Annotated in this window: 17 protein-coding genes; 13 read left to right on the top strand and 4 right to left on the bottom strand. The window is 47.4% G+C overall.

The window, feature by feature from the left end; translation table 11 throughout:
- Positions 1-61: 61 nt before the first annotated feature.
- The 3 genes from rnjA to def all read right to left on the bottom strand — a co-directional run bounded on the left by rnjA (position 62) and on the right by def (position 2,702).
- Entirely contained in the window at positions 62-1,741 is a 1,680-nt protein-coding gene (gene rnjA, locus FC20_RS04685) for a ribonuclease J1 (RefSeq protein ID WP_008463687.1), read from the bottom strand.
- Positions 1,731-1,964, bottom strand: coding sequence for a DNA-dependent RNA polymerase subunit epsilon (locus FC20_RS04680; protein ID WP_008463689.1), 234 nt, complete (start codon positions 1,962-1,964; stop codon positions 1,731-1,733). Before FC20_RS04680 ends, rnjA begins: the two co-directional genes overlap by 11 nt.
- 183 nt (positions 1,965-2,147) lie before the next feature.
- The gene (gene def / locus FC20_RS04675; protein WP_039944487.1) at positions 2,148-2,702 is read right to left on the bottom strand and encodes a peptide deformylase; all 555 of its coding nucleotides are present in this window, start codon (positions 2,700-2,702) and stop codon (positions 2,148-2,150) included.
- Positions 2,703-2,927: 225 nt separating this feature from the next.
- Between def and typA the strand changes: the two genes are divergently transcribed.
- The 9 genes from typA (at position 2,928) to holA (ending at position 12,730) form a co-directional block, all read left to right on the top strand.
- Complete coding sequence (gene typA, locus FC20_RS04670; RefSeq protein WP_035173736.1) at positions 2,928-4,799, top strand: translational GTPase TypA; 1,872 nt, start codon at positions 2,928-2,930, stop codon at positions 4,797-4,799.
- A 108-nt stretch (positions 4,800-4,907) separates the two neighbouring features.
- Positions 4,908-6,131 carry an FtsW/RodA/SpoVE family cell cycle protein gene (locus FC20_RS04665; RefSeq protein WP_056945326.1) on the top strand — a complete coding sequence of 408 codons (1,224 nt, stop codon included), beginning with the start codon at positions 4,908-4,910 and terminating at the stop codon, positions 6,129-6,131.
- Positions 6,121-6,465 carry a YlbG family protein gene (locus FC20_RS04660; RefSeq protein WP_008463704.1) on the top strand — a complete coding sequence of 115 codons (345 nt, stop codon included), beginning with the start codon at positions 6,121-6,123 and terminating at the stop codon, positions 6,463-6,465. Before FC20_RS04665 ends, FC20_RS04660 begins: the two co-directional genes overlap by 11 nt.
- A complete protein-coding gene (gene rsmD / locus FC20_RS04655) occupies positions 6,462-7,013 on the top strand; it encodes a 16S rRNA (guanine(966)-N(2))-methyltransferase RsmD (protein WP_008463706.1) in 552 nt (183 codons plus the stop codon). The genes FC20_RS04660 and rsmD overlap by 4 nt, the downstream gene beginning before the upstream one ends.
- Before the next feature lies 1 nt (position 7,014).
- Positions 7,015-7,503 (top strand): pantetheine-phosphate adenylyltransferase, encoded by a 489-nt coding sequence (coaD, locus tag FC20_RS04650; RefSeq protein WP_008463708.1) that lies wholly within the window; start codon positions 7,015-7,017, stop codon positions 7,501-7,503.
- The gene (locus FC20_RS04645; protein ID WP_008463710.1) at positions 7,490-8,536 is read left to right on the top strand and encodes a SepM family pheromone-processing serine protease; all 1,047 of its coding nucleotides are present in this window, start codon (positions 7,490-7,492) and stop codon (positions 8,534-8,536) included. Before coaD ends, FC20_RS04645 begins: the two co-directional genes overlap by 14 nt.
- Before the next feature lie 172 nt (positions 8,537-8,708).
- Positions 8,709-9,461: a ComEA family DNA-binding protein gene (locus FC20_RS04640; RefSeq protein WP_008463712.1), complete on the top strand. Its 753-nt coding sequence runs from the start codon at positions 8,709-8,711 to the stop codon at positions 9,459-9,461.
- The gene (locus FC20_RS04635) at positions 9,415-11,694 is read left to right on the top strand and encodes a DNA internalization-related competence protein ComEC/Rec2 (RefSeq protein ID WP_236697633.1); all 2,280 of its coding nucleotides are present in this window, start codon (positions 9,415-9,417) and stop codon (positions 11,692-11,694) included. The genes FC20_RS04640 and FC20_RS04635 overlap by 47 nt, the downstream gene beginning before the upstream one ends.
- A gap of 31 nt (positions 11,695-11,725) precedes the next feature.
- Positions 11,726-12,730, top strand: coding sequence for a DNA polymerase III subunit delta (gene holA / locus FC20_RS04630; protein ID WP_008463720.1), 1,005 nt, complete (start codon positions 11,726-11,728; stop codon positions 12,728-12,730).
- An 86-nt stretch (positions 12,731-12,816) separates the two neighbouring features.
- Here holA and rpsT read toward each other — a convergent pair whose 3' ends face one another.
- Positions 12,817-13,068, bottom strand: coding sequence for a 30S ribosomal protein S20 (rpsT, locus tag FC20_RS04625; RefSeq protein WP_008463721.1), 252 nt, complete (start codon positions 13,066-13,068; stop codon positions 12,817-12,819).
- Between the two features lie 203 nt (positions 13,069-13,271).
- Between rpsT and rpsO the strand changes: the two genes are divergently transcribed.
- The 4 genes from rpsO to tuf all read left to right on the top strand — a co-directional run bounded on the left by rpsO (position 13,272) and on the right by tuf (position 17,838).
- Complete coding sequence (gene rpsO, locus FC20_RS04620) at positions 13,272-13,541, top strand: 30S ribosomal protein S15 (protein WP_008463722.1); 270 nt, start codon at positions 13,272-13,274, stop codon at positions 13,539-13,541.
- 189 nt (positions 13,542-13,730) lie between these two features.
- On the top strand, positions 13,731-15,641 hold the full coding sequence (locus FC20_RS04615) for a ribonuclease J (protein ID WP_008463723.1): 1,911 nt from the start codon (positions 13,731-13,733) through the stop codon (positions 15,639-15,641).
- Positions 15,634-16,467, top strand: coding sequence for a tetratricopeptide repeat protein (locus FC20_RS04610; protein WP_008463725.1), 834 nt, complete (start codon positions 15,634-15,636; stop codon positions 16,465-16,467). Before FC20_RS04615 ends, FC20_RS04610 begins: the two co-directional genes overlap by 8 nt.
- 180 nt (positions 16,468-16,647) lie before the next feature.
- Complete coding sequence (gene tuf, locus FC20_RS04605) at positions 16,648-17,838, top strand: elongation factor Tu (protein ID WP_008463726.1); 1,191 nt, start codon at positions 16,648-16,650, stop codon at positions 17,836-17,838.
- The last annotated feature ends 66 nt before the right edge of the window (positions 17,839-17,904 follow it).

Genomic DNA, 17,904 nt, shown 5'->3' with positions numbered 1-17,904 from the left:
AAGTCAATGTCTTAACTTAATGACATTGCTCCGGAGAGGAGTTCTTTTTTGCTATCAAGCTTTATTTCTTTTCGATCAGCATTGGCAGTATCATTGGTCTTCTTTCGGTTCTTGAGTACAAGAAGTCTTGCAGATTTTCAATGATCGCCTTTCTGATTTCGCTGTCCTTTGGTTTTTCATCCTTGGCCATTTCGGTCTTTAGGATGTGGTAAACGTGCTTTTGCGCAGCGTTGATCAGGTCTTGGGATTCGCGCATGTAGACAAAGCCCCGGCTCAAGATGTCAGGTCCGGCCAAAACGCGCTTGTGCTTGTAGTCAACCGTGGCTACGGCAACTACCAAACCTTCTTCAGACAGGATCTGCCGGTCGCGGACAACCACGTTGCCAACGTCGGCTGCACCTGAAGTATCAACGAAGACGTCCTTGACGTGGAGGTCACCAGCGATTCTAGCACCTTCTGGGCTGAAGCAGACTACTTCACCATTTTTCAGGACAAAGGTATTTTCGGCAGGTACGCCAGCTTGTTGAGCCAGATGGGCGTGAACAACCTGCATCCGATATTCGCCGTGAACAGGGATCATGTATTTCGGCTTGGACAGCTCGACCATCAGCTTCAATTCTTCTTGGCCGCCATGCCCAGAAGTGTGGACATTGTTGACTCTGCCGTGAACCACATGCGCGCCGCCTTCCATCAGCTTGTTGATCAGGTGGTTGACGCTCAAGGTGTTGCCTGGAATTGGGTTTGAAGAGAAGATGACCGTGTCGTCTGGGTGCAGCTTGATTTGCCGGTGGGTGCCATTAGCAATTCTGGAAAGAGCAGCTAATGGTTCACCCTGAGAACCAGTACACAGGATCATGACCTTTTCCGGCGGCAGGGAGTTGATGGTTTCGGCATCCACGATCAAGTTGTCTGGAACATTCAAATAGCCGAGCTCAATCCCATTTTGGATCCCATTTTCCATGCTTCGGCCAAAGACCGCAACCTTGCGGCCAGTATCAATGGCAGCCTTAATAGCGGTTGAAACCCGGTAAAGGTTTGAAGCAAAAGTGGCAAAAATGATTCTGCCCTTGATCCCAGTAATGATGTTGTGAAGTGAACCAGCAACAAAGCGCTCAGACTTGGTAAATTGCGGCACTTCAGCGTTGGTTGAGTCAGACAAGAGGGCTAAGACCCCTTCTTCGCCCAGCTGAGCCATTCTTTGGAAGTTTGGTGCTGGCTGGTTCATGACCGGCGTCAAGTCAAACTTGAAGTCGCCAGTGAAGACAACAGCGCCAAGCGGCGTATGAACGGCAATCCCCAAGGTGTCAGGGATGGAGTGGGTGGTTCTGAAGAAGCTGACGCTCAGCTTGTCAAATTGCAAAACCAGGTCTTCGCTTTCAACGTGCAGCTCAGTCTTGTCCAAGATGCCGTGTTCTTCACACTTGCTCTTGATCAAGGCCAGGGCAAAAGGCGTTGCGTAAACCGGAATTTCAGGGATCTTTTCCAGCAGGAAGGGAATCCCGCCGATGTGGTCTTCGTGGCCGTGGCTGACCACCAAGGCCTTGATCTTTTCCCGGTTTTTAACCAGGTAAGAGTAGTCGGAAATTACGTAGTTGATCCCTAAGAGTTCATCTTCAGGGAACTTGATCCCGCAGTCCATGATGATGATTTCATCTTGGTATTGGACGCAGTACATGTTCCGGCCGATTTCGTGTAATCCCCCGATTGCGAAAACGGCAACTTCGTTTTTCTTAATCTTCACTATTGTCAGTGCCGAAAGTGGTCAACTTGAAGTCGGCATGTTCTTGCTCATACTTCAAAGAGTTGCCAGTTAATTCTTGGATAAGCTCAATGTTGTAGGGGGTGTTTTGTTCAACAAGGGCTCTGGCTTCAACCACGTTGTCAGCTTCCATGTAGAGAGTTTGGGTAGTTTCTCTGCGTGGGTTAACGATCTTGTCCTTTTGATATAAAACTTTGTAGATCATAAAAATCTCCTTCATTATAACTGTTTGTTAGATCTCAATTTGAGATAGTTTGTCAAAAATATTCAATAGCTAGTTAAATTTTAGCATATTTGAAAATACAAGGCTAGAAAACAACATAGTTAATAGTAAGAAAAAGCCCAAGTCAGGTAGACGAAAGGTCTAGCCTAGCTTGGGCCAAGGGAATTAGTAGATCACGATGGTGTCGTCTGCTAATTCAAATGGGTTCTTCTTGTTGATGCGGTCGTAGAAGAGGTGACCGTTCAAGTGGTCGATTTCATGGCCAGAAACGATGGCTGGGTAGCCCTTGAGGCGAATGGTCTTTTCTTCGCCGTCAACGGTCCAGTAGTGAATCGTTACCTTGTTTGGGCGCGGAACGTAGCCATCGATTACCTTGTCTACGCTCAGGCAGCCTTCGCCTTCGCCAAGGCAGGTCTTGCGGACTGATTCAGAAATGATTTCTGGGTTAACGTAAACTTCTTTAAAGATGATTTCGCCCTTGTCATTTGGCACAAGTAAGGCTGCCATGGACACGCCTTCGCCAACTTGCGGAGCGGCCAGACCCACGCCGGCCCGCAATTGGTGCTTAGCCGCAGTCTTTGGATCTTGGGAATTAACCAGGTATTCCATCATGTCGTCTGCCAGTTTGCGGTAATGGTCAGACAAAGGGAAAGTCAACTTCTTGGCAACTTGCCGCAAGACTGGATCGCCGTCGCGGACAATATCTTTCATTAAAATCAAAATTTAAGACTCCTTTTTAAAATGTATTTTCTTGCTACTATATTTTTACCACAAAATAGCCGGGTATGGGCAAATATTTGCCTAAATCGATAATCAACTAAGGGAAATCAGTTGACCTGCTTTCTTTGAGGTTGTACAATAAATGATTGTAAAAAATATAAACGGAAAACTTCGGCCAGCCTGAATCAGGCTAAAGGGAACTGTGCGTAAGTCACAGTTCTTTTTATGAGGAACGGGGAGGAAACATTTTTGGCAGATCAAAAGAGAAGAGAAAACATCAGAAATATTGCAATTATTGCCCACGTTGACCACGGTAAGACTACTTTGGTTAACCAATTGCTTAAGCAATCTGATACTTTACCAGAACACATGAACTTGGAAGACCGGGCAATGGACTCTAACGCCATTGAACGTGAACGTGGGATTACCATCTTGTCCAAGAACACTGCTGTTAGCTACAAGGGTACCACGATCAACATCTTGGACACCCCAGGCCACGCCGACTTTGGTGGTGAAGTAGAACGGATCATGCACATGGTCGACGGTGCCTTGCTTTTGGTTGACGCCTACGAAGGTCCAATGCCACAAACTCGTTTCGTTTTGCAAAAGGCCTTGGAAGCTGGCGTTAAGCCAGTTGTTGTCGTTAACAAGATCGACCGTCCAGGTGCGCGTCCAGCAGAAGTTTTGGATGAAGTTTTGGAACTCTTCATCGAACTTGGTGCTAACGATGAACAATTGGAATTCCCAGTTGTTTACGCTTCAGCTTTGAACGGTACTTCCAGCTACTCTGATGACCCAGCTGACCAAGAAGAAACGATGGATCCAATCTTCGACACCATCTTGAAGGCCATCCCAGCTCCGCTTGACAACGAAGACGAACCACTGCAATTCCAAATTACTATGCTTGACTGGGACGACTACGTTGGCCGTATCGGTGTTGGCCGCGTTTACCGGGGCAAGATCAAGGTCGGCGACGAAGTAACGGTTATGAAGCGGGACGGCTCAAAGCAAAACTTCCGCGTTACTAAGCTGTTTGGTTACTTCGGTTTGAAGCGTAACGAAATCAAGGAAGCCAAGGCCGGCGACATCATCGCCATCAGCGGGATCAACGACATCTTCGTTGGTGAAACCATTGCTGCTAAGGACCAACCAGAAGCCTTGCCATTCCTGCGGATCGACCCACCTACCCTGCAAATGGACTTTGTTGCCAACGACTCTCCATTTGCTGGCCGGGAAGGCTCACAAGTTACTCCAGCTAAGTTGGAAGAACGCTTAATGCGGCAAACCCGGACTGACGTTTCCTTGAAGGTTGAACCAACCGACCAATTGAACGCTTGGACTGTATCTGGCCGTGGGGAACTGCACTTGTCCATCCTGGTTGAAGAAATGCGCCGGGAAGGCTTTGAACTGCAACTGTCTCGTCCAAAGGTTATCTACCGCGAAGTTGATGGCCAAATGTGCGAACCATACGAAGCTGTTCAAGTTGACGTTCCAGACGAATACGTTGGTTCCGTTATCGACGGTTTGTCCCAACGTAAGGGTGAAATGCAAAACATGGAATCCAAGGGCAACGGCCAAACCCGTTTGGAATTCTCAGTTCCTTCACGTGGTTTGATCGGTTACAACAACGAATTCATGTCTGCAACTGGTGGTTACGGGATCATGAACCACACCTTCAGCGAATACAAGCCAGTTGTTAAGAACTGGAACCCAGGCCGCCGCAACGGTGCTTTGGTTTCTATCAACCAAGGCCAATCAACCACTTACTCCCTGCAATCAGTTGAACAACGTGGCCAACTCTTCATCGGTGCCGGCGTTCAAGTTTACGAAGGGATGATTGTCGGCGTATCTTCACGTGACCGTGACATCGCCGTTAACGTCACTAAGGGTAAGAACTTGACTAACACCCGTGCCTCCGGTAAGGACCACGCAGCTGCCATCAGAACGCCAAAGACTTTGACTTTGGAAGAATCAATCGAATTCTTGAACGATGACGAATACTGTGAAGTAACGCCAGAAAGCTTGCGCCTGCGCAAGAAGATCTTGAACACTTCTGAACGGCAAAAGTTTGATAAGAAGAAGGCAAAGAACAACTAATTTAAAGATTTCTTAGCTTTTTAGTAAAGTCTCCACTCCTAAATATAGGAGTAGAGGCTTTTTTGTTTTATAATTAAAGGTAAGACTATTTTTTATGAGGGAAAAAACGTGAAGGGACAAAGCAAGCCAAGTTTTGCAAAACAGCTCAAAGAAAAGTTCAAATACCTGAATTACCGCATTTTTATCGTCTATCTGCTTTTGATGACGGTCGGGATCGTGGCCGTTTATTCGGCTAGCTCCGAAATCTTGATGATCAACGGCTTTAAGGCTACAGTTTACGGCGTAAGACAGTTCATCTATGCCTGCTTTGGGGTAGCGATTTGTCTAACCTTTTACAGCTTAAATTTAGATCTTTTCCGAAAAGGGAGAAATCTAATGTATCTAACTATCATCAGTTGGGGCTTACTGTTATATGTCCGCTTTTTTGGACAAGAAGTCAACGGAGCCCGCGGCTGGATTAAGGCAGGGCCAATCAACATTCAGCCTCTAGAACTGGCAAAATTGATCTTGCTCTTGTATTTAGCAGAAATGCTCTTTAAGCTGGATGGCAAGCTGGTTAGAGGGAGAATTGTACGTCAACTACTTCCAACTTCGTTAATTGCTGTGGGCACCATGTTTTTGGTCTTAATCGAACCGGACTTTGGGGGGACCGCCATCCTCTTTTGCATGGTGGCGATCATGTACTCCGTTTCCGGGATGCCATCGGGCTATGCCATTTTGAGTTTGCTGGGGATCTTGATCATGGTCATTGGCGGTTTTAGCTTGATTGTCCACTGGAACCCCAGCTTTTTGCAAAACGTATACGTTTATAAGCGATTCATTGCCTTTCTTGATCCCTTTAAAACCGCGGCCAATGAAGGGGCCCAGCTGGTTAACTCATACTACGCCATCCATAACGGCGGTCTCTTTGGCTCGGGCCTTGGCAACAGTATCCAAAAGCGGGGCTACCTGCCGGAACCTTATACGGACTTTATCTTGTCCATTATCGCCGAAGAAATTGGTTCTTTAGGGGCCTTGCTGGTCTTGGGGATGCTCTTTTACCTCATGTTCTTGATCATGGAAAAAGGCGTTAGAGCCGAATCCCAGTACACATCCTTGATCTGCTTTGGGGTGACGGCGATCATCTTTTTCCAAACCCTCTTTAACGTCGGGGCGGTATTAGGCCTGCTGCCAATTACCGGGGTGACTCTGCCCTTTATCTCATATGGTGGGTCCTCGCTCTGGGTTTTATCAGCTGCCATTGGCTTGATCTTAAATGTTGACCGCGAGGAAAAAGAACACAAAGAATATTTAAGAATGCAAAAAGAAATGGAGGCCGCAAGTGACTATTAATCAGGAATTAGCTGATTTGGATCTGCCAAAGAGAACGAGCTTAATCGTTTACCTGCGCAATGCCAATAGCGACCAGTTTAAGCTCCGCCGCCTTGGCGATATCGTTTATTTTTCTAAAAAAATGCACTACCTGATCATGTACGTTGACCAGGAAAAGGTGGAAGAAACGCTGCAGCAATTAGAGAAGCTGACTTTTGTCAAAAAGGTTGAGGTCTCTGAAGCCGACCAAATCGATTTGGACAACCAGCAAATTGAAGACCAGATCAAGGATCTGGCTAAAGAAGCAGAAGAAATCCTGAACGACGACAGCAAGAAAAAGGGGTGGATGAAGTGAGAATTATTTCTGGAAAGTACGCTAAGCGCAACTTGTTTACCCTGAAGAGCCAAAAGACTCGGCCAACCAGCGACAAGGTGAAAGAATCCTTGTTTAATTCTCTAGGACAATTTTTCTCAGGCGGCACCGTCTTAGACCTCTATGGCGGCAGTGGCGCCTTGGGCATTGAAGCCGTATCCAGGGGCTATGACCAAGCCTACTTAAACGACATCAACCGGGCAGCTTGCCAAATCATCAAAAAGAACGTGGCCTTGACCAAGGAAGAAGACAAATTCGTTGTCACCAACATGCCGGCCAAGGCAGCTTTAAAGTATTACGCAGATCAAGACCTCAAGTTTGACTTGGTCTTTTTGGACCCGCCATACGCCAAGCAGCAGATGGTCAAGGACATGGGGGCCTTGTTAAATCTCGACTTGCTCAATAATGCTGCCAAGATCGTGGTCGAAACCGATGATGAGACGGATTTGCCGGAGATTGCCGGCTATAACCTTTTAAAAGAACACCACCTAGGCAAGACCTTGGTCAGATTTTATCAAAAGGCGGAATAAGATGACGATCGCACTATTTCCAGGCAGTTTTGACCCGATTACCTTGGGCCATTTAGACACGATTGAACAAGCTGCACTTGTTTTTGACCGCTTGCTGGTGGTCGTGATGACCAATACCAGTAAAAAGCCTCTATTTAGCGAACAAGAGCGGGTAGACTTGATCCAAGACGCCGTCAAGGACCTGGCCAATGTGGAAGTGCTGGCCCGGCCCAACCAATTGACGGTCAGGCTGGCAAAAGAACTTGGCGCTGGCGTTTTGGTAAGAGGCATCCGCAATTCGAGTGACTTTCTTTATGAGCAGCAGATTGCGGAAATGAACCGGCATCTAGACCCGGCTTTGCCCACGGCTCTGTTTTTAGCCCGCGGGGAAAATGCCGCAATTGCCTCCAGCATGGTGAAGGAAATCGCCAAATATGGCGGCGACATCTCGCAATTTTTGCCAGCTAAGGCTGCGACCGCATTAAAGGAGAAGTTGGATGGCAAAGACTAAGCATCAACAGCACCAGCATACCAAATGGCGTAAGCCCCTCATTGGCCTGGGCGTCGTTCTTCTTTTGGCCATTATCGCCCTGATCCCGACTAATTACGTGATTGAGGCACCAGGCGAAAGCTTTGTGGTGGGCGACTACTTAAAAACTGATGGCGTGAAGTCGCCAAAGAACCTCTATTTCGTCACCGTTAGTGAACGGCGCGCCGTTTTAGGCGACTACCTCTGGTCTTTCACCCAGCCTTTTGAAGACCGGCTGACCCTAGAGGAGGCTACGGGAGGCGCTACGACCGAGCAATACGAGCAGCTGCAGGAATGGTACATGCAGACCAGCCAGCAGACCGCGATCTATTACGCTGCCAAAAAGGCAGGCCGCCATCCAAAGCTGAAATATCAGGGCGTTTACGTTATGTCCGTGCAAAAGAGCTCTTCTTTTAAGAAAAAATTGCTGATCGGAGACACGATTGTGGCGGCTAATAGCCGCAAGTTCAAGTCGGTCAAGGGCTTTATGGCCTACCTGCAAAAGCAGAAAATCGGGCAACAGGTGACCATTACCGTCAAGCGGTCCGGCAAGGAGAAGACTTTTACCGGGAAAATTGTCAAGGTGAAGGGGACAGGCAAGCCGGGGATCGGTATCTCCATGGTTGAACGGGTCAAGGTGGATGTTACGCCGAAGACGACGATTAGCGTTGGCGACGTCGGCGGTCCGTCTGCGGGGCTCATGTTCTCCTTAGCCTGCTACCAGAACTTCACTAAGACCAACCTGACCAATGGCCATAAGGTAGCTGGGACCGGGACCATTGATGCGACCGGCAAGGTCGGCATCATTGGGGGCGTTGACAAAAAGGTGGTTTCCGCGTCTAAGGCGGGAGCCGAGGTCTTCTTTGCACCAACCGACCAAACAGGCGTCAAGAAGTCGCAAACCAATTACGCTGTAGCCAAGAGAACGGCGAAGAAGATCCATACCAAGATGAAGATCGTGCCGGTAGCGACCTTTGACGATGCTTTAAAGTACTTAAAGCAGCACTACAAGTAAAAGAACGAATAGAACTACATCTAGAATTACCAGAGAGTAAAAGCTCAGACCAAGTGTCTGAGCTTTTACTTTTTTCATTTACATTTTCTGTAAGACGGATGAAATTGACTTATCCACAACTTTTTTCGGTAAAATTTCGATTTTCGGTGTACTAATAAGTGAGGTGAAAAAAATGAATCAAGAAAACCATACAAAAAGCAAATTTCGTCAAGTTGTTGATTGGCTTTTAGAAAAGAAAATCTACCTGATTGGGATTGTCCTGGTCGCGGGTGGCGTTTACTTTTATCAAGCAAGGCAAAATCAGGTGGATAATTCAGCCCTGTTGACAAGCTCTCAGTCAGCTTCTGCTGGATCGTCCTTTTATTCGTCAGGGGCCAGTGAAAGCAGGGGGTCGTCAGCTGGAAACGCTCAGACGTCCAGCATGCAAGTTTCTTCAAACAAGGTGGTCTGCGATATCTCAGGGGCGGTCAAGCACCAGGGCGTTTACACGTTAAAAAACGGGATGCGGCTGGAAGACCTGATTGAATGCGCCGGTGGGTTAAGCAAGCGGGCTGATTTAAAGGCCATCAACCGGAGTCAGCTCCTGCATGATCAAGACAAGATCTACATCCCCTATAAGGGCGAAAAGAACGTACCAGCTAGTTCTGCAACTGCCGTTAGCACGAGCAGCGCCACTAGTAATAACGCTGATGTTTCTGCAGCAAGTGAAGATTCGGCTAGCAGCGCCAGTGGTGGCCAGGTCAACATCAATACAGCATCGGCGACAGAACTGCAAAAGCTAAACGGCATCGGGGAGAAGAAAGCCCAGCAGATCATTGCCTACCGGCAGGAAAAAGGGGGCTTTAAGTCCATCGATGAGCTGAAAGAGGTGTCAGGAATTGGCGACAAGACCTTTGCCGCGATCAAAGACCAGCTTACGATCTAGTCTGGAGAGCGGCTTTTACTTTTTACTGGGCCTGCTCTTAGTCGGCTTATCAGGCTTGGTCTATGCCCAAGCAGTCAGTTTGAAAATCGTGAGCCTAGCGACTTTTCTTTACCTAGCCTGGCTGATCAAGCACAAGTATCCAGCATCCTTTTTTATTGCCTTTTTGGCTGTCTTGGTCATGGCCGGGATTTTTATCTGCGACCGGCAGGAAAAAGCTTTTCAGCTAGAGGAAAATACGGCACTTCTCCTTTATCCCGGTGAAGTCAAAGTCAGTGATAATTGGCTAAGCGGGAAGGGGCACTGTCAGGGGCAAAAGGTCAGCTTGTATGGACCCGGTAAAAAGGATCTAGAAGCTGCCCTGGACCAGGGGCAGGCCGTTTACCTGACTCAAATTGAAGGCGAGGTCAAAGAGGCAGAGCCTGCAACCAACCCGGGTCAGTTTGACTACCGCCGCTACGCCTATAGCCAGCACCTAGCCGGCCAGGTCAAAGTGACCAATTATCAGCTGCTTTTGGCTAGGAATAACTGGCAGAATAGTCTGCACCGAATTCGCTGGCGAATCAAGCAGTATCTGGCCAAAATGCCGCGTCTGCTTTCCTTTTTTGCCAGTGAGTTGATCCTAGCGGAAAATCCCGATAGCAATAATCAGGCCAATTTGGACAATTACCGGGATTTGGGCGTCATCCATATCTTGAGCATCTCGGGGATGCATGTGGGCCTTTACGTCTTGGTCTTAGCAGCTATTGGTTCAACCTTGTTGATCCCGCGGGAAGAGGTTTTTGCCGTAACCAGCACCTTTTTGCTCTTAGAAGTCTTTTTAAGTGGCTTTCAGCCGGGCTTTATCCGGGCCAGCTTAATGTACTGCCTGGGTCGCTTTTTAGCCTATAGAGGGCTGAAAATCACGTCAGCCGACCTCTTGGGCTTGGTCTTTAGTCTGCAGCTGCTCTTTAACCCGCGCCTGCTCCTCCAAACCGGGGGGATGCTGACTTATGTTTTGGCAGCGGGGTTAGTCTTAACCCAGAAAATGCAGGGTCTAAGTCAATCGGCCTGGTTAAATTTGCTATTAACTCCGTTTTTGCTCTTTTTCTTTTACCAGGTTAACGTGGCAACGATCTTTTACAATCTGCTGCTTGTGCCATACTTTAATTTTGTGGTCATGCCAGTAACCTTTTTTGCAGTCTTTGTTCCAAATTTGGCTCTGTGGCAATTTTTAGAAAAAATCTTAGAAGCAGCAGAGTGGGGGATTGACTGGCTTGCCGGGCAGCGGCTTGGTCAGGTAATTTTTGGCCAGATTAAGGCTTGGCAGCTCCTCTTGCTGCTAAGTCTAACTGTCTTAGCCTTGCTCTTTGTTAAAGAAAAAAGGCGGAAGTGCTTAAGGCTCTTGGCCTTAGCCTATAGCCTCTTTTTTGTCAGCATCCACTTCCCCTTGATGGGGCAGGTCAGCTTTATCGACGTGGGGCAAGGTGACAGCATCTTGCTGACTACGCCAATTTTGCGCAAATGCTACCTGATTGACACGGGCGGCAAGCTGGCTTTTGGCCATCAGAAAAGCCGGGCACAGCTTACTCAAATCACCCTGCCCATGCTGAAGGCTCAGGGGATTGACCACCTGGACGGCGTGTTTGTCAGCCACCAGGATGCTGACCACGTGGGCGACCTCGCCACCCTGCTAGAGAAAATGCCGATCAAGCGCCTTTACATGGGGATTGGCCTGATCCAAAATCCCAGCTTTGCCAAAAAGCTGGCGGGGCGGGTGGACCGTACCCAGCTGGTGGAATTGCGGGCCGGGATGACCGTCAAAGAAAAAATTCTTTTTCAGGTCCTCCACCCAGACGAACCCGGCCTAGGGGAAAACAAGGATTCCCTGTCCTTGGTCTGCTGTTTGGCCGGCAAGACCTGGGGCTTTACTGGGGATTTGGACCAGGCTGGGGAAGAAAAAATTGTTAGTGAGCATCCCGATCTTAGGATTGACTATTTTAAGTTGGGTCACCACGGCAGCGATACTTCATCGTCTTTAAAATTTTTGGAGACGATCAAGCCGCAGCTGGTTTTTATCTCGGCTGGCCGCAACAATCGCTACCACCATCCTAAGCCGGCTACCTTGGAAAAATTAAAGAGTTTAGGGATTCCCTACCTGTCGACCCAAGACTCAGGGATGATCACTTGGCATTACGGCTTTGGGTTAAGCTACTTTACCAGCTTTTTGCAGGGGGGCAAGCTGTGTTATCATTAACTAGTTAATAAACTACGTAAGAGGTGCAAACATGGCCAATCTAGTGTCGCTTTTTCCCAACAGTCAGCCTAATAATCCCAACTTGCTCTTGCAGGGGGCAGATGACTTCTTAAATGATTATTTGGTAAGAAGCTATGTCGCCCAAGCTGCCTTTCAGGACCTGGAAAAGGTGACGGTGGACTGCGAAACGGATTCTTTAGATGACTTGATTGCCGATCTAACTGAGGCTAGTCTTTTTAGCCAGAGCAAGCTGGTCTTGGTCAAAAATCCCTACTTTTTAACCGGCAAGGCGATTCCTAAGAAGAACCAGGCCAAAATAAAAAAGCAGTTAGAGCAGCTGCAGGAAATTTTAGACCACTTAGACCAGCTAGACGACGTGGTCGTCATGGTGGCCAGCTATGAAAAGCTGGACCGGCGCAAGAAGATTACTAAGCTGGCAGAAAAGAAGTTTAATACGGTCACCGCAGAAGTCAAGAGCTATGACAGCGACCGTTTTATGAGAAAATTGGTTAAGGCCGAAGGCTACCAGTTTTACCCAGATGCCTTTACCCTCTTGATGGAGCGGAGCGATCAGGTGTTAGATACCGCTCTTAGCAACTATTTGAAGCTGAAGATGATCAGCCCAGATAAGGACTTTAGCCGGGATTTAGTTGACCGCAACGTGGATCGCAGTCTGGCCCAGAATGTTTTTGCCATTTTAGAAACAGCCTTAAAGGGCAATTATCCAGAAGCGGTTGAACGCTTGAATGGCCAAATCAGGGAGGGGAGCTATCCCGTTCAAATCCTGGCCGTCTTTATCAGCCAGGTTGAATTCTTGCTCTGCGTCAAGACTTTGGCCAGGAGAAGGCGGAGTGAAAAAGACATCGCCCAAGAACTCGGTGCCCACCCATACCGGGTCAAGCTAGCAATGAAAAATCCCATCAGGTTGGAAAAATTGCAGCAGATGCTGGGCAAACTGATCCAATTGGATTATGGCTACAAGAATGGGTCATACCGGGATGAGCGCTTTTTGGAGATTTTTTTGCTGAATTGCTAATTCAGAAGAAATTGTTTGTTAGATTAAAAAAGAGAAAATAAAAAAGGCGAGAAACATTGTTTCTCGCCTTTTGATTGCTAATTTAATTACTTAGCAAGCTTAGCCAAACGACTCTTGTCACGGTTAGCCTTGTTCTTGTGGATCAAGCCCTTTGAAGCGGCCTTGTCCAATTCACGAACAGCAGCTACGTGTAATTCGGAGGCGTTGTCCGCACCAGCTGCTTGAGCAGCCTTGAACTTCTTAACAGCAGTTCTCATCGTGCTGAGTTGAGCAGCGTTGCGTTCGTTAGCAACAGCTTGAGTCTTAACACGCTTGATAGCAGATTTGATTTGTGGCATTAGATTCACCTCCAATAACTGATTAAAATTCACTCAATTATTATACTGAATGATTGGCCTAGATGCAAGCAAAAATTTGCTTGCTTTTTCAAAAAAATCATGTATGATTATATATGTCATGTGAACCTCAAACGTTGTTCACTCGCTCCACCTAGCGGTTTACGCTGTTTGAGGCAATTATTTAATAGAAAGGTGCTTTTAAAATGGCAGTTTCAAAAGAAAGAAAGAACGAAATCATCAAGGAATACGCAACTCACGAAGGTGACACTGGTTCAGTAGAAGTTCAAGTTGCAGTTTTGACTGAAGACATCAACAACTTAACTGAACACATGCGTGAACACTCACACGACCACCACTCATACGTTGGTTTGCTGAAGAAGATCGGTCACCGTCGTAACTTGCTTCGTTACTTGCAAGAAAACGACTTGGAACGCTACCGTGCATTGATCGCTCGTCTTGGTCTGCGTCGTTAATCTAATAAAGACTTTCAGGGCTTGGAGAATTTTCTCCAAGCCTTTTTCTTTTTCTTCTAAGCTTATCGACTATCAAGCCTTGATTCTTTATGATAGAATTAAAAGGATTTAAAACGTTGTGATCGCATGATCCATAGAAAATAAACATTCGAAAACTAATTTGATTGAGACAATGCAAAGGAGGAATCTATGTCAGATCAGTTAAAAATTATGATCTTGAGCGGGGTCCGCGAACAAGGCAAGGACATGTTTGCCGTTCAAGTCAATGATGAAATTTACGTTTTAGATGCTGGGCTCAAGTACCCAGACAGCTCACTATTCGGGATTGACGTGGTCATCCCAGATATGGAATTTTTTGAACAATATGGCGATAAAGTTGCCGGGATTTTCCTAACCCAAGGCCACGCCGACTCAATCGGGGCCTTGCCATACATCTTGCGCAAGTGGGACATTCCAGTCTTTGGGTCAAAACTAACCATTGAACTGGCCAAAATCGACGTCCAAAGAGAAAACAAGAAGCGAAATAACCGCCTATTTAACGTGATCGATGCCGACACCGAAATCGACTTTAAGAATGCCAGCATCTCTTTCTTCCACACGACTCACTCCGTGCCTGACTCTTTAGGGATCGTTATCCACGCTCCGCAAGGGCAGATCGTTTATACGGGGGACTTTAAGTTTGATCCATCCGCCAGTCCTGCCTACCGGACCGATATGACCCGCTTGGCAGAGATTGCTGAAGGGGGCGTTTTAGCCCTCTTGAGTGACTCTTCAAACGCCGAAGCGCATTTCCCAAATGCCAGTGAAAACGAGGTGGGGAGCTATATTACCGACGTCTTCCGCAATGCAAAGGGCCGGATCATCGTTGCCGGCAAGGCTTCAAACTTAAACCGGGTACAGCAGGTAATTAACGCTGCTGCAGCAACGGGCCGCCGGGTACTGTTGACCGGCCGGGACGTAAATAAGATTGTTCATACCGCCATGAAGCTAGGCTATTTAGAAGTACCAGATGGCCTCTTGATGAAGTTTAAAGAGCTGAAGGATATGCCAGACAAGCAGACCGTTATCCTTGAAACGGGCCGGATGGGCGAACCCCTTCAATCCTTGCAAAAGATGGCCAACAACCGTCACCGGATGATCCGCATCCACGAAGGGGACTTGGTCTTTATTGCGACGACTCCATCACACTCAGTCGAAACGACGGTTGCCGTAACTAGCGACATGGTTTACCGGGCCGGCGGTACAGTGGTGGAACTGGGCCGGAACATGCATACGAGTGGCCACGCTACTGGCCGGGACATCCAAACCCTGGTTGACCTCTTGAAGCCGCGGATTCTCATTCCAGTGATCGGTGACTACCGCTTAATGGAAGCCGTTAAGAACTTGGCTGTGGAAGCGGGCATGGACCCGGATGACGTCTTCATCACCCAAAATGGCGACTGCCTTGCTTATGATGCCAAGCGCGGCAGCTTCTTTAAGACCGATGCCGTTCCCGGTGAAGACACCATGATCGACGGTTCTGGCGTCGGCGATGTCGGCAACATTGTTCTCCGTGACCGGGAAGTTCTGTCAGATGACGGGATCTTTATCGCCGTGGTGACGATCGACCGCAAGAAAAAGAAGATCATTGCTGAACCGCAAGTAACCAGCCGGGGCTTTGTCTACATCAAGGCCAACCACCAGCTGATGAACGACGCTATTGAAGTCATCAAGAATTCCATCCAAGCCAACTTCGAACACAAGAAGTTTGACTGGACCGAATTAAAGCAGGACATGCGCTCTAGCCTAGAGAAGTTCCTCTACAAGCAGACTAACCGCCACCCAGTAGTCTTGCCAGTGGTCATGGAAGTCAACCAAAACCGCCACCGGGCCATGCAAAAGCGCGCCGAAGACCAAGAAGGCGGCAAGGCGCAAGACGCTAAGAAGGCGCCAAATAAGCGCAAGCGTCAAAGCAAGAATCCTGCTAAGAAGGCAGCACCAAAGGGGAAGACTAATGGCAAGAAGAAGCCTGCCGGCAAAAAGCCAGCAAGTGCTGCTAAGAAGTCAAACACTAAAAATGCAAAAGAAAGTAAAAGCGAAAGTAAGGTAAAGAATGACTAATCACAGTCAGGACAACCTGCTGGACCTGGCCAAGGACTTTGCCCAACAAGGACAAAAGCAAAAGGCGATTGACAGCTTGGAAGAAGCCCTGAGAATGGGCTTTGATCTCAAGATCGCCTTGGAACTTTCCAAGCTTTACCGGCAAACAGGTCAAGAAGATCAGGCATATGCCGTCATCAAGACGGTGCCTGATCTTTTTTCTATCGAGCAGGTTTTAGATGAATATGAAAAAGTATTAGCTGCCAACCACTATTTAATCGAGGCCCTGCAAGTCAGAAATTTAACGCAGGGTGAGCTGGAATTTTTGGTAGAACCAGCCAAGCCCTCTGAGCAAAGGACAATCATGCAGCAGTTTCGATCAAGCAAGGCGGTCACTTTAAGCCAGTATCAAGAACTCTTTAAGCTGGATTTGCCAACCTATCTGGCCTTTGCCCAAAGCGTCTTGATTGATCCTCTAGAAGATTCGACCGTCAAGGTGGCTTTGACAGAAGATCTGGTGAAATTAGGCAGGGAAGAAGAGTTTACCATCACCATCTTGGGGCAAAATCACGTCTTTGTACCTAAAGAAGTGCCAATGCTCAACCAAGATACGGTTTACAAAGAGGTGATTACGGCGATTGCCGGCAAATTTCATAACCGGCCTAGCGAATTGCCGCTTTATCTAGCAGAAGCTAATTTTGCACTAGGAAAGCTATATCCCTGTCAAAAAACTTTTATCTCTAATCCCGATGCCTTTGCCAAGGATCTGCTTAATTTTTTACAGAAAAAGCCGGCATATTCCTACCAAAAACTGCTGGAAAAAATTTATTCTAAAAATGCTGGTTAATCTTGAAGCAAAAGGCTTTACTTTTTGGCAACATTTAGTATAATCATTTTTGGATATTTTCAAGAAGATGCGCTTAGATACTAGCGTACTTCTTAGGAAAGTAGTACAATATTCAACAGAGAATCATCCGTTAGTTTTGTCTCAACGGACTTCTTGTAAAATTTCAGGAGGGTCATTTTAATGGCAGAAAAAGAACATTACGTTAGAACTAAGCCACACGTTAACATTGGTACTATTGGCCACGTTGACCACGGTAAGACTACTTTAACCGCAGCTATCACTACTGTGTTGGCTAAGAAGGGTTTGGCACAAGCTGAAGATTACTCACAAATCGACGCAGCTCCAGAAGAAAAGGAACGTGGTATCACTATCAACACTGCCCACGTTGAATACGAAACTGAAAAGCGCCACTACGCCCACATGGACGCCCCAGGCCACGCCGACTACATCAAGAACATGATCACCGGTGCTGCCCAAATGGACGGTGCTATCTTGGTTGTTGCCGCAACTGACGGTCCTATGCCACAAACTCGTGAACACATTTTGTTGGCTCGTCAAGTTGGTGTTCAATACATCGTAGTATTCTTGAACAAGTGCGACTTGGTTGACGACCCAGAATTGATCGACCTTGTTGAAATGGAAGTAAGAGACTTGCTTTCAGAATACGGTTACCCAGGTGACGATGTTCCTGTAGTTCGTGGTTCAGCTCTTAAGGCTCTTGAAGGCGACGAAGAAGCTCAAAAGAAGATCGAAGAACTGATGGACGTTGTTGACGAATACATCCCAACTCCAGAACGTGAAACTGACAAGCCATTCTTGATGCCAGTTGAAGACGTCTTCACTATCACTGGTCGTGGTACTGTTGCTTCAGGCCGTATCGACCGTGGTACTGTTAAGGTTGGCGACAGCGTTGAAATCGTTGGTTTGGTAGAAAAGGTTCTGAGCTCAGTTGTAACTGGTTTGGAAATGTTCCACAAGACTCTTGACCTTGGTGAAGCCGGCGACAACGTTGGTGTATTGCTTCGTGGTATCGACCGTGACCAAATCGTTCGTGGTCAAGTTTTGGCAGCTCCAGGCTCAATCAAGACTCACGAAACTTTCAAGGGTCAAGTCTACATCTTGAGCAAGGACGAAGGTGGCCGTCACACTCCATTCTTCTCAGACTACCGTCCACAATTCTACTTCCACACCACTGACATCACTGGTGAAATCGAATTGCCAGAAGGTACTGAAATGGTTATGCCTGGTGACAACACTGAATTCTCAGTTACTTTGATCAAGCCAGCCGCTATTGAAGTTGGTACTAAGTTCACTATCCGTGAAGGTGGTAGAACTGTTGGTGCCGGTACTGTTACTGAAATCGACGACTAATTTAGTTCTGAATTTTAGTTCTAACAAGTAGAAAAGGTGCTCCTTCTATGAAGGGCGCCTTTTTTT

It is taken from the genome of Lactobacillus equicursoris DSM 19284 = JCM 14600 = CIP 110162, assembly GCF_001434815.1.
GTDB classification, from domain to species: domain Bacteria; phylum Bacillota; class Bacilli; order Lactobacillales; family Lactobacillaceae; genus Lactobacillus; species Lactobacillus equicursoris.
The sequence above is the reverse complement of the archived record's forward strand: the minus strand, read 5'-3'. Positions and strand labels throughout refer to the sequence as shown.